Source organism: Chryseobacterium defluvii (genome assembly GCF_003634775.1).
GTDB classification, from domain to species: Bacteria; Bacteroidota; Bacteroidia; order Flavobacteriales; family Weeksellaceae; genus Chryseobacterium; species Chryseobacterium defluvii.
Window position 1 is genome coordinate 135,073 of record NZ_RBXB01000001.1, and the last position, 12,865, is coordinate 147,937.

Genomic DNA, 12,865 nt, shown 5'->3' on the forward strand with positions numbered 1-12,865 from the left:
CTTTGTATGATTAATATAATATTGAGAAAGTTATGAAGAAAATTTTTACTTCTTTCTTTTTCCTCTGTCTGTTTGTGGTTACCAGTGCACAATGGAAACCAGCAGCATTCTATGGGGAAAAACTCAGGGCAAGATCGGATATTAAGAACTATTTTGCACTGGATATTTCCGAATTAAGGTCTCAGTTGACAGGAGCACAGGAAATGGGGAAAAACGCAAAACCCGTTACGATTTCCTTGCCGACTTTAGACGGAAAAATGGAAAGATTTGCCGTATATAGCTTCCCGGTTGTGGTGAAAGCTTTGGCAGATCAATATCAATTAGGATCTTATGTAGGAGTGGGGATAGATGATCCCGGCAAATATTTAAGATTTAGTTTGGCTCCCGATGATTTTCAGTCGATGATCATCAAAAATGGCCAATATGAATTTATAGAGCCTGTGGATCAAGCCAAAACAGTTTATGGTGTGCACCCTAAAACGGATAAAAGTAATGAAGGCTTCTTATGCTCAACAAAAGAAGATCCGGCTTATCAAAAAGAATTGGAAAAGCTTTATCAGAATGGTAAGTCTTTTGCCAATCAGTCTAATAATTTTGCCAAAAATTCAGATAAGAAATATAGAACGATGAGACTGGCAATGTCTGTTACCGGGGAGTATACACAATACTTCGGAGGTGTAGCAGGTGCTTTGGCAGCTATCAACGCTACTCTTACAAGAGTAAACGGGGTTTTTGAAAAGGATTTTGCATTGCATTTGAATTTGCAGAATTATCCGGCGTTAATCTATACTGACCCGGCAACCGACCCTTATTCTCCTGCTGCCCAGATGAACAACTGGAATGTACAGCTTCAGCAGACCCTTACCGCAAACGTAGGAAATGCCAATTATGATATCGGGCATTTATTCGGTGCTTCAGGAGGTGGAGGTAATGCAGGTTGTATCGGTTGTGTTTGTGTTAATCCAACAAGTAGTACTTCACAGCAAAAAGGTTCAGGATATACTTCTCCTGCGGATGGTATTCCTCAGGGAGATAATTTTGATATAGACTATGTTGCTCACGAAATGGGGCACCAGTTAGGAGGTAACCATACATTCTCTCATGCCTTAGAAGGTTCTGGAGTAAATGTTGAGCCTGGTTCAGGTTCAACGATTATGGGATATGCAGGGATTACAGGTCCTAATACAGATGTACAGCCGCACTCTGACCCATACTTCCATAATGTAAGTATCAAACAGGTTCAGACTAACTTAATCAACAAGACGTGTGATATTGAGACTGCCATTACCAATAACCCACCAGTAATTGCTGCTTTACCTACTTATAATATTCCTAAAGGAACAGCATTTGTTCTTACGGCTTCAGTTACAGATCCGGAGAATGACCCAATGACATATACCTGGGAAGAGGTAGATAATGCTTCAGTTACTATCAATAAAAATAATTTGGGTACAACAACATCCGGAGCTTCATTCAGATCGTTTAACCCAACTACCAACCCAACAAGATATTTTCCTAAGTTTTCTTCAGTATTGGCAGGAGTATTAAACAATGCCAACAATACTTGGGAATCTGTATCTACCGTAGCAAGAACTTCAAAATTTGCGATAACGGTAAGAGATAATAATCCGGCTGCTAACCAACAGCAAACCCAATATGCTGAGCAGACTATTATTGTAGGAAATGATGGTCCTTTTACTGTCACTACAACTACAGCATATAATAACGGGCCTACAAACGTAACATGGAATGTGGCTAATACATCTGCTGCTCCATATAGTGTTGCTAATGTAAAAATTGATTTTTCTTCAGATAATGGAAATACATGGACCGTTCTTACGGCATCAACAGCTAATGACGGAAATGAAGATTTAAACTTCGGATCATTACCTGTTGGTACTAACATTAAGATCAAAGTAAGTGCTGTTGGAAACGTATTCTATGCTATCGGAAATGCTGTTATGGCAAGCTTAGCAGTTTGTACAAGTGCTCCGCCGGCAGGTGTGGCTGTTTCTGCCATCACACAAACACAGGCAACTGTTACCTGGAACTCGTCAGTGGGAGCTACCTATGTAATTCGTTATCGTCCGGTAGGAAGTGCAACATGGTTACAGACTACATCTGCAACAAACACTGTTGTATTGAGTCCATTAACCCAAGGTACAAAATATGAAGTTCAGGTAGCTAATGTATGTTCAGGGACTCAAGGGAACTTCTCACCTTCTGTAATATTCATCACTGCCTTACAACCTTATTGTCCGGTTACCTCTAATAACTCAAACGGACATATCACAAATGTAACAGTATCTCCTACGAATTCATATTCAATGAGTAATAACTCCGGAGCTAGTTTGTATACAGATTATGCAACTAATCCGGCTACATTAATTACCTTAGTAAGAAATACTGCCAATAATACAGTTTCCGTATCAAGGTTCATTCCTTCAAGTACATATGCTACTTCAATTTGGATTGACTTTAATGGAAATGGTGTTTTTGAAAACACGGCTACGGAAAGAGTAATGAACTTAGGTTACTCTAATACCACTCCGGTAACTGCTACATTTAATGTACCTGCTACTACAGCTACAAGTATTGTAAAAATGCGTGTGATCATGTCATATCTTACAATCAGTAATCCATGTTCCAATCTTACAGGATCTGGAGGTGGAGAAATTGAAGACTATGCTGTAGAGTTTGTTGATATGCAACCTTGTACAACGGCAGCACCTAGTAACATTAACGTAGCTAATATTACAGCTTCCACAGCGACGGTTTCTTGGATCGGAACTACTGGGGCGACTTATGTATTAAGATACAGACAGATTGGTTCTCCTACCTGGATTACAGTAAACCCTGCTACTAATCCATATGTAATCTCCGGTTTAACTGGTCAGACTCAGTATGAAGTACAGGTTTCTACCATTTGTGGAGGAACTCAGGGACCATTCTCAGCATCCACCAACTTTACCACTCCGGCTATAAGCTATTGTAATAGCGGTACTGCAACGGTAACGGATGGCTATATCAATAATATTACCATGACGGGTATCAATACCCCTATCATGAGTAATAACTCAGGTCCTAGTACTTATACGGATTATTCCAATGATCCTGCCAAGCTTATCACTTTAGGACGTAATACAACAGGAAATATACTTTCTGTAGGAAGAACAATCCTTTCCGGTACTTATTCTACGTATGCTTGGATCGACTTTAATGGAGACGGATTATTTAACAACAACCCGTCAACAACACCTGGAGGGGAAAGAATCATGAATTTAGGATATTCTTCCACTACTCCGGTAACCGCTAATTTTGCTGTTCCAGCTAATGCTTATATAGGAGCTAACAAGCTGAAAATGCGTGTTATTGTTTATTACTTAACACCTACTGATGCTTGTTCACCTCTTACAAGCAACGGAGAGGTAGAAGATTACCAGGTTAAATTTGTTGATATTCCTGCATGTACCACGGCCGCACCAACAGGTATTACCATGAGTAATATTGCTGCTACTACTGCTACTGTTTCATGGCTGGGAGCAACGGGGGCTACCTATTATGTAAGATGGAGAACAACCTCCCCTGTAGGAGCATGGATTACTTCACCTCTTGTTACGACAAACAGTTATAACATTACAGGTCTTACAGAACAAACGGCTTATGAAGTACAAGTATCTACCGTATGTGGTGGAACGCAGGGACCATGGTCAACATCTACACTGTTTACCACTACTCCTATCACTTATTGTCCTATGGTAGGTACAGGGACTAATGATCATATCTCGAATGTGACGATTACTCCTGTAAACCCGGGTATTCCTCCAATGAGTAATACTTCCGTACAGACAAATTATATCAGCTATACCACTCCGGCTACCCTTGTTACATTAGACATCGGTTCGAATGGAAATAAAATTTCTGTTGCCAAAGGCTGGACAGGTTCCACTTATAATGATGCGGTATCTGCCTGGATCGATTTCAACAGAAACGGAGTATTCGAAACTACTGAGCAAATATTGAACTCGGCAGCAAGTACTACATCTCCTGTAACCGCATTATTTAACGTGCCGACCACGGCTTATAACGGACCGCTTACCACAACCATGAGAGTGGTATTGAAGCGTACCAGTTCGCCGGTAATGTGTCAGAATGCTTTAAATGGTGAAGTAGAAGATTATGCAGTGAAATTAAGACCGTGTGCAAGCACGACTCCTAATGCCCCTACATTCAATACCATTACTCATAACTCAGCAATTGTAAACCTTACAGGAGCTGCGAACAACATTACGTATCTGGTACAATACAGAGTGGCAGGAACAACGGCCTGGACAGATGTGTATGCATCTACTCTTTTAGGAAATGTTCCGTTGACTTTAACAGGTTTAACACCTGCAACGACTTATGAAGTACAGGTTTCTGCGGTGTGTGGAAATACACCGGGTGCTCCTACAGCGATTAAGACGTTTACCACAAGATGTGATCCGACACCACCAAGTGTAACGATCAGTAATATAACAACCAACTCAGCTCAAATCACATGGACTCCGCTTGCAGCAAGTTCTACCTATGTGATGCGATACAGAGTGGTAGGAACAACCACATGGACAACGGTAAACTTACCGGCTCCACCAATAAATACCTATACGCTTGGCGGACTGTCTCCATATACAACTTATGAAGTTCAGATTGCTAATGTTTGTAACGGTGAAACGACGGTTAATCCATATTCGAATCCTAAGGTGTTTACTACGGAAAGAACATGTGAATTGCCACCTCCGGGATTAACGATTACTACCCTTACTCCGACAAGTGCGGTAGTGGTTTGGGATCCGTTCCCGGGAGCTACCTATATCCTAAGATATAGAAAAGTAGGTATTCCAAGCTGGACTACCATTGCAGTTCCTACCAATACCTATACTCTTACCAACTTAGTTGAGTTAACGAAATACGAAATGCAGGTAGCCAATGTTTGTAGCGGTACACCGGGTAACTTTACACCACCGTACTACTTCACAACACCTACGGTGATCTACTGCCAGATGTCCGGACAAAGTTCAGCCACTGACTATATTTCAAAAGTGACGGTGAAGCCAAACGGCAAACCTAATATGGAGAATGCTTCTGTAGCTTCTAATTACACAGATTATTCTGGTAACCCTGCTACATTCATTGAATTGATCCAGGGCTCTACAGGAAACCAGATCTCTATTGAGAAAACGGTTACCAATGAAGCAGGTGTTGCGGTATGGATCGACTTCGACAGAAGCGGTACATTTGATCCGAATGAAAGAATCGTTGCTGCAGGTCCGAATACCACAACTCCTATTACAGGAACATTCAATGTACCGGCTAATGCATTTGTAAGCATGACAGACTATAAATATGTAGTGATGAGAGTGGCGATGCAGAGAGGAGGTATTCCGGTGAACTGTACAAGCTTCCCATATGGAGAAGTAGAGGATTACACGGTAAGAATTTCCAAACTACCTGTTGCTACCGGACTTAACCAGGATGATATCATGATCTACCCGAACCCGGTAAGCTCAGTATTGTATGTGAAGAATATCAGCAAAAAAGCTCAATATAAGATATACAATGCAGCAGGACAACTTGTAGCCAATGGAATTCTATTGAACAACCAGATCAATGTAAGTAAACTGATCAATGGAGTTTATGTGATAGATATTGAAGATGTAAAAGGCAATGTTCAGAAGAAGTTTATTAAAGAATAATAATTTAACTTCAAAATATAGAATAAGCTCTCAGAAATGAGAGCTTATTTTTTTTAAGCTTAAAAAAGCGCGTCAGATCCTGACGCGCTTTTCATTTTTATTTATTCAATTTCGAAGATTATTTTTTCTGTCTGTTCTTTTAAATCTTCCAGATTGGTGTTATTGTAAATAATGCAATCAGCTAATTTGATTTTCTCCTTTTCCGGCATCTGTTTCTCCATAATGGATTCCACCTCCCTGTATGTTTTTCCATCACGATCCATTACCCTTTTTATCCTTATATTGTCTTCCGCGGTTACTAAAACAGATTTATAACATGCCAGATTAAGCTTTAATTCAAACAATAAAGCTGTTTCCTTAAAAACCAAATATTTGGTTTGCTTTTTTACCCATTCTTCAAAATCAATCCGAACAGCGGGATGAATAATTTCATTTAGTTGCTGGAGCAGATCGTTATTATTAAAAACTTTTTCTGCTACAAATTTTCTGTCATAAAGACCTTGTTCATCATAAGCCTCATTTCCGAGAAGATCTTTGATTTTTGCCTTTACTTCCCCGTTATCATTAACGATGGTTTTTGCCCTGTCATCGGAATAATAAACAGGAAATCCGAATTCCTCTATAAAATGGGCAACAGTAGTTTTTCCCGAGCCGATTCCACCGGTCAGCCCAATTATCTTTGATACCGGTTCCGGTTCCGTTTTTATTGTTTCTGAATGTAATTCTTCCATAGTCTAATTAATATCCAAAAACTTCATTAAAGCTATAGGTCTCATCAAGTCTCACCCCTTTTTCAGTCATTTTAAGACTAGCCAGTTCATGATGGGCATCGTGCTCAAAGAACAACAAATATTCGTTATCAATACACTGCTTTAAAAACTTAGCTTTCTCTTCCATGGTTAACAAAGGTCTTGTATCATATCCCATCACATATACCTGATTGATGTGTCCTGTCGTAGGGATAAGATCCGCGGCAAAAACAATTGTTTTTTCCTGATATTGAATCACAGGAAGCATTTGCTTTTCCGTGTGTCCGTCAACGAAAATCACATCCATTTTCAGATCAGGCGCAAAACCGTAATTTCCTGTAGTGGGAAGAGGCAAAAAGTTTAGCTGACCACTTTCCTGCATAGGAAGTATATTTTCCTTCAAAAAACTAGCTTTCTCTCTGGCATTGGGTTCGGTTGCCCACTGCCAATGGTTTTCATTTGTCCAGAACTGGGAATTTTTAAAAGCCGGTCTATAGCCGGTCTTATCGTCATTCCACTCGATAGCACCTCCACAGTGATCAAAATGAAGGTGGGTGAGAAAAACATCTGTAATATCTTCTTTTACGAAACCGTATTTTTTTAAGTTCTTGTCTAAATTATCGTCTCCCCAAAGAGAATAGTGACCGAAGAATTTTTCATCCTGTTTATTTCCAAGGCCACAGTCGACCAGAATCAGTTTTTTGCCATCTTCAATCAGAAGGGAACGGGTTCCTAAATCAATCAAATTTCTCTCGTCTGCAGGATTGGTTTTTTCCCACAGACTCTTTGGGACGACTCCAAACATGGCACCGCCATCCAGTTTAAATTTTCCACACTGTATAGGATATAGCTTCATATAATATATTGTTTATCTTTTTAATGATCTCATTTTTTCAGCAATTCTCTTTCCATTCTCATCCGATTGTTCAAGATGGGAAATAATGTTTTGAAAATCTCTTTCCTTTCTGTTTTGAGAAAGCTTTTGTTTGATAAATATTTCGGTAGGAATTACTTTTAGTCCAAAAGCACCCTTCATTTCTTTTTCTACAAATTCTTTGCCCATATCTTTTACCAACATGGGGCAACGCTGTGTATGCTCATATTTGTAGGTTAGCTTGTCCAGGTGATTATAAAGTTCTTCCTGATTCATTAATGCCACTTTTCCATAGATTTGAACTGCTTCATAGTTCCACGTGGAAACATTCACATGATTGTACCAACTGCTGGAAATGTAAGTATGGGATCCTAAAAAATCACAAAGGACTTCATTACCGTTTTTTAAAAGTTTAGCCTGTGGGTTTGCCTTTGAAATATGAGTTTCCAGATGTATTTGTTCCGGATCATCTTCATTGAGCATCATCATGGAATGAGTGGCGCGGATTTTATCCACTGAAGATATCAGAAGTGCAAAAGCATTCTCTTTGATAATCTCCTTCATCAAATGATAATCTTCACTTTTATATAATTTTGGAATGTGCATAAACGAATGTTAAAATAGCTCACCAGGATTTTTAGGTCTTGATATATTTAAATGTTTGTACGCTTTTTCGGTGACCTCTCTTCCTCTTGGAGTCCTGATGATAAATCCTTCCTGAATCAGAAACGGTTCGTATACCTCTTCCAGGGTTTCGGGATTTTCACCAATAGAGGTGGCCAGAGCGGAAATTCCTACAGGTTTCCCCTTAAAATTTTCAATCATCACACGCATGATTTTATTGTCCATTTCATCCAATCCAAATTCATCTACATTAAGAGAGTTCAATGCATATTTTGTAATATTGATCTCAATTTCACCATTCCCCTTTATCTCGGCAAAATCCCGGACTCTTCTAAGCAAGGCATTGGCAATTCTTGGTGTTCCACGACTTCTGCGGGCAATCTCAATTGCAGCATCTTCATAAATTTTCACGCCCAACACTCTTGCGCTTCTGATGATAATCATCGATAGCAATTCAATGGTATAGTATTCCAGCCTGCTTTGAATCCCGAATCTCGCCAACATGGGTTTTGTAAGCATTCCGCTTCTTGTGGTTGCTCCTACTAAGGTAAAAGGATTTAAGCCGATCTGAACACTTCTTGCATTCGGGCCGGTTTCAAGCATAATATCAATCTTGTAATCCTCCATTGCAGAATAAAGATATTCCTCTACAACAGGAGATAACCGGTGGATCTCATCAATGAAAAGCACATCATTTTCTTCAAGATTAGTCAACAATCCGGCTAAACTTCCCGGCTTATCCAAAACAGGGCCGGAAGTAACCTTACAATTAACCCCAAGTTCATTGGCAATGATATTTGCTAAAGTAGTTTTACCCAAACCGGGAGGTCCATGTAAAAGGACATGGTCCAGGGCAGAGCCTCGTTTTTTAGCAGCGGTAACGAAAACCTCAAGATTGTCTAAAGTCTTTCTTTGTCCCGCAAAATCCTTGAAGCTCTGGGGACGTATTTGCTCCTCCTGCAAAAGCTCTTCACGGGAATAATTGTCCTTATCTGGATGTAAAAAATCAGGCATTAAATCATTTCATTTACTTCAAAGATAGGATTTTTAAGCCTAATTCTGAAATTGTATTTGTAAATTAGCAAGCATGAAATTGATAGGACCATTTAAGCAAATTGTAACACTTGCCAATCTGCCTTTAAGAGGAAAATTATCTGATGACCAGCTTGAAATCATTGTTGATGGAGGAATTCTGGTAAATGGAGGAAAAGTTCAGAAAACAGGAAATTTTAAAGAGTTACAGGCTGAAAATCGAAATATAGACATTGAATTCATAGAAGGAGAGCAAATAGCTCTTCCCGCATTTGTTGATTCCCACACCCATATTTGCTTTGGAGGCAACAGAGCCAATGATTTTGCCATGCGTAATGCAGGGAAAACCTATTTAGAAATTGCTGAAAGCGGTGGCGGGATCTGGAGTTCCGTACAGCATACCAGAAATGCTTCTGAAGATGAGTTATTAAGAACATTATTAGAAAGGATAAATTTTCTAATCTCTTTAGGGATAACAACCATTGAAATAAAAAGCGGATACGGACTAGATGTTGATAATGAGCTTAAAATGTTGAGAATAATTAAAAAAGCTCAGGGACAAACGAAAGCTACGTTGGTTCCGACATGCCTTTCTGCACATTTAAAGCCGAGGGATTTTGAAGGCAGCAATCAGGAATATTTGCAATATATTATTTCTGAAATCTTACCCAAAGTAAAAGAAGAGAATCTGGCAAAACGGATAGATATTTTTATTGAAAAATCGGCATTTCTGCCAGAAGAAAGTAAAGACTTCCTGCTTAAAACTAAAGACTTAGGTTTTGAAATTACCGTGCACGCAGACCAGTTTACGCCGGGAAGCTCAAGAATTGCGGTAGAGGTAGGCGCTAAATCTGCAGACCATTTAGAGGCAACGATAGATGAAGATATTGATTACATTGCACAATCTGATACGGTGGCTACCGCTTTACCCGGGGCAAGTTTAGGACTGGGGGAGAAATTTACACCGGCAAGGAAATTACTGGATGCAGGAGCTATTGTAGCCATTGCCAGTGATTGGAATCCCGGTTCCGCACCCATGGGAAATTTAATAACGCAAGCTTCCATTTTGGCTACCTATGAAAAACTGACTACAGCAGAAGTTTTGGCGGGGATAACTTTCCGTTCAGCCTATGCACTTGGACTGGAGGACAGGGGAAAATTAGAAACAGGTTTGAAAGCAGATTTTGTAACCTATACAACCCATAATTTCCAGAATATTCTTTATAATCAGGGAAGCCTGAGCGCTGAAAACATCTATATTGATGGTATAAAACAAGGATAAATTAAGGATCAAATAGAGATGAAAAAAGGTATTACTTATTTTGTTTTATTTATAGGGTCGCTCTATTTGATCAATTTATTGACATCCTTCTGGCATTATGTAACTCATAATTGGGTTTCAAAAGAGCATAATGTTTTGGTTGTTTTTATTTGTGGAATAATAGTGATCATGTTCGTTATCATGATTCCGGTTACATTCTGTTTTTTTATACAATGTATTACAAGTATTTTTCAATTAATTAAAAAGATATATAATGATCTGGCAAGGTAGATTTGATGGAGAAGAGCCTCTTTTTCACAGAGTTTTTCAAAGAGTAAGAGAAGAAAATAATTATGATAACATTTCAACGGATGATTTCGTTTTACATGGGTTTGCAGTTGATGAAGGAGTAAAAAGAAACAAAGGGAGAGTAGGAGCAAAAGATGCTCCGGATGTTATCCGGAAGAATATGTCTAACTTCCCGGTTACTCTTCCGGATTTCTCATTACTGGATTTTGGAAATATCACCTGTGAGGATCAAGACTTAGAAAATACACAAAGCATCCTTGCCGAAAAGGTTTCAAAGGCCCTTTCAAAAGGAGGGAAATCTTTAGTTCTAGGTGGTGGTCATGAGGTTACTTTCGCTCATTACTCAGGGGTCAGGAAAGCGTTTCCGGATAAGAAGATCGGGATTATCAATATAGATGCTCATTTTGATAACAGGCAGCCGGAAAATGGAGTAGGGGCAAGTTCCGGGACCGGGTTTTGGCAAATAGCCCAGGAAGGGGATATTCACTCTTTACATATGGCCATACAGAGAAATTCCAATACATTAAAATTGTTTGATACAGCCCATCAGTTCGGAATGAAATATATTTTGGCCGATGAATTATTCTTCGAAAATCTTCCATCTGTTTATCAGCGAATAGATGATTTACTGGACGAAGTAGATGTTGTATATGTTACCATTTGTATGGATGTTTTTAATGCCTCTATTGCCCCGGGAGTCTCTGCCTCTGCCTATAACGGTATTTTTGCAGATGCCACGTTCATGCATTTTTACAGGCATATTTTAAAAAGTCAAAAACTTGTGGCATTGGATGTTGCAGAAGTTAATCCTTCTTATGATATCCAGGACAGGACAGCGAGACTGGCCGCATGCCTTGTTAACGAGTGGCTGATGATTTAAAGACTCACAACAGCCGATAGAGAAAATCAGTATAATATTAATCTGTAAGGAACAAAATTTGTTGCCTTCATCATGCTTTTTATAGAAAGCGCTATCTATTTTTTTAATATGGAACAGTCAATTGAAAATAAACTGATCAAAGCAGATAATGCTTTTCAGATATGGAGAAAAGTGCCATTCGCGGAAAGGCAGCAATTAATTGCAAAAGCTGCTGAAATTCTTAAAGCCCATTCCCAAAAATTTGGTGAAATTATCACCACGGAAATGAATAAACCTATTTCACAATCTGTTGCTGAAGTAGAGAAATGTGCTTTAATGATGAATTATTATGCTCATGCAGAAAATATTTTAAAGCCGGAAAAAATAGATTCCGAATATACTTTTTCAGAAGTTCATTATATTCCGAAAGGAGTGATTCTGGGAGTGATGCCATGGAATTTTCCTTTCTGGCAGGTATTGAGATTTGCTATTCCTGCAATTTTGTCAGGAAATACGGTTGTTTTGAAACATGCTTCAATTTGTTTCGGAAGTGGAAATGCCATTGAAAAAATCTTTGAGGAGGCCGGTTTTCCGGAAGGTATTTTTCAAAATCTCGAGGTCGGGCACAAAGAAGTAAAGGAAATTTTGGAACATGAGGTGGTAAAAGGGGTAAGCCTGACAGGCAGTGGTAAAGCGGGTGGAGAAGTGGCTTCTATTGCAGGAATGAATATTAAAAAATCTGTGCTTGAGCTTGGCGGAAGCGATGCCTTTATTGTTTTAAATGATGCTGATCTGGATGAAGCTGCAAAAGTAGGAGCACAGGCAAGACTCCAGAATTGCGGCCAGACCTGTGTGGCAGCTAAAAGATTTATTATTGACGAAACAATCGAAGCTGAATTTCTACCTAAATTTATAGAGGAATATAAAAAATATGTTCCCGGAGATCCTTTAGATAAAGAAACCAAACTGGGAGGAATGGCAAGGCCGGACTTAGCGGATGATCTGGAAGATCAATTCAAAAGGGCTTTGGAAAATGGAGCCGAAATCATTATTCCTCTGGAAAGGATTTCTCCCAATGAATTTAAACCGGGATTGATAAGAGTAAAAGAAGGAAACCCTATCTTACAGGAAGAACTATTTGGACCTCTTGGAATGGTAATGGTGGCTAAAAATGATGAAGAAGCTTTACAGATAGCTAATGACATTCCTTTTGGATTGTCTAACTCTGTGTGGACTAAAAGTAAGGACCGCCAGCAGTTTTTCATTGAGGGGCTGGAATCCGGAACGGTGAATATCAACAGAATGACAAGCTCTGATCCACGCTTTCCTTTCGGCGGAACCAAAGCTTCAGGATATGGAACCGAACTTTCCTTAATCGCTTTGAAAGAGTTTGTAACACCTAAAACGATTGTAGGAAATTGA

8 protein-coding genes are annotated in these 12,865 nt (G+C 39.2%); 4 read left to right on the forward strand and 4 right to left on the reverse strand.

Annotated elements, in window-relative coordinates; all coding sequences use genetic code 11:
* The first annotated feature begins 32 nt into the window (after window positions 1-32).
* Window positions 33-5,735: a GEVED domain-containing protein gene (locus BCF58_RS00635; RefSeq protein WP_121459882.1), complete on the forward strand. Its 5,703-nt coding sequence runs from the start codon at window positions 33-35 to the stop codon at window positions 5,733-5,735.
* Window positions 5,736-5,836: 101 nt separating this feature from the next.
* Here the strand turns inward: BCF58_RS00635 and coaE are convergent, their stop codons facing one another.
* From coaE to ruvB, 4 genes are read right to left on the reverse strand one after another with little or no spacing between them, the layout of a single operon-like run.
* Window positions 5,837-6,466 (reverse strand): dephospho-CoA kinase, encoded by a 630-nt coding sequence (gene coaE / locus BCF58_RS00640; RefSeq protein WP_121459883.1) that lies wholly within the window; start codon window positions 6,464-6,466, stop codon window positions 5,837-5,839.
* 7 nt (window positions 6,467-6,473) lie between these two features.
* Complete coding sequence (locus tag BCF58_RS00645; RefSeq protein WP_121459884.1) at window positions 6,474-7,340, reverse strand: MBL fold metallo-hydrolase; 867 nt, start codon at window positions 7,338-7,340, stop codon at window positions 6,474-6,476.
* A 12-nt stretch (window positions 7,341-7,352) separates the two neighbouring features.
* On the reverse strand, window positions 7,353-7,964 hold the full coding sequence (locus tag BCF58_RS00650) for an FMN-binding negative transcriptional regulator (protein ID WP_121459885.1): 612 nt from the start codon (window positions 7,962-7,964) through the stop codon (window positions 7,353-7,355).
* Between the two features lie 9 nt (window positions 7,965-7,973).
* Window positions 7,974-8,996, reverse strand: a complete 1,023-nt coding sequence (gene ruvB / locus BCF58_RS00655; RefSeq protein ID WP_121459886.1) for a Holliday junction branch migration DNA helicase RuvB — start codon at window positions 8,994-8,996, stop codon at window positions 7,974-7,976.
* Between the two features lie 73 nt (window positions 8,997-9,069).
* Here ruvB and hutI point away from each other — a divergent pair, with 73 nt between their 5' ends.
* The 3 genes from hutI to BCF58_RS00670 all read left to right on the forward strand — a co-directional run bounded on the left by hutI (window position 9,070) and on the right by BCF58_RS00670 (window position 12,865).
* Window positions 9,070-10,296 carry an imidazolonepropionase gene (gene hutI / locus BCF58_RS00660; protein WP_121459887.1) on the forward strand — a complete coding sequence of 409 codons (1,227 nt, stop codon included), beginning with the start codon at window positions 9,070-9,072 and terminating at the stop codon, window positions 10,294-10,296.
* Window positions 10,297-10,549: 253 nt separating this feature from the next.
* Window positions 10,550-11,464, forward strand: coding sequence for a formimidoylglutamase (gene hutG, locus BCF58_RS00665; protein WP_121459888.1), 915 nt, complete (start codon window positions 10,550-10,552; stop codon window positions 11,462-11,464).
* A 108-nt stretch (window positions 11,465-11,572) separates the two neighbouring features.
* Window positions 11,573-12,865 (forward strand): aldehyde dehydrogenase family protein, encoded by a 1,293-nt coding sequence (locus BCF58_RS00670; RefSeq protein ID WP_121461001.1) that lies wholly within the window; start codon window positions 11,573-11,575, stop codon window positions 12,863-12,865.

What these genes read in the sequence shown, in the direction of transcription:
- BCF58_RS00635 (WP_121459882.1), top strand. Translation starts at nt 33, where the DNA reads ATGAAGAAAATTTTTACTTCTTTCTTTTTCCTCTGTCTGTTTGTGGTT.
- coaE (WP_121459883.1), bottom strand. Translation starts at nt 6,466, where the DNA reads ATGGAAGAATTACATTCAGAAACAATAAAAACGGAACCGGAACCGGTA.
- BCF58_RS00645 (WP_121459884.1), bottom strand. Translation starts at nt 7,340, where the DNA reads ATGAAGCTATATCCTATACAGTGTGGAAAATTTAAACTGGATGGCGGT.
- BCF58_RS00650 (WP_121459885.1), bottom strand. Translation starts at nt 7,964, where the DNA reads ATGCACATTCCAAAATTATATAAAAGTGAAGATTATCATTTGATGAAG.
- ruvB (WP_121459886.1), bottom strand. Translation starts at nt 8,996, where the DNA reads ATGCCTGATTTTTTACATCCAGATAAGGACAATTATTCCCGTGAAGAG.
- hutI (WP_121459887.1), top strand. Translation starts at nt 9,070, where the DNA reads ATGAAATTGATAGGACCATTTAAGCAAATTGTAACACTTGCCAATCTG.
- hutG (WP_121459888.1), top strand. Translation starts at nt 10,550, where the DNA reads ATGATCTGGCAAGGTAGATTTGATGGAGAAGAGCCTCTTTTTCACAGA.
- BCF58_RS00670 (WP_121461001.1), top strand. Translation starts at nt 11,573, where the DNA reads ATGGAACAGTCAATTGAAAATAAACTGATCAAAGCAGATAATGCTTTT.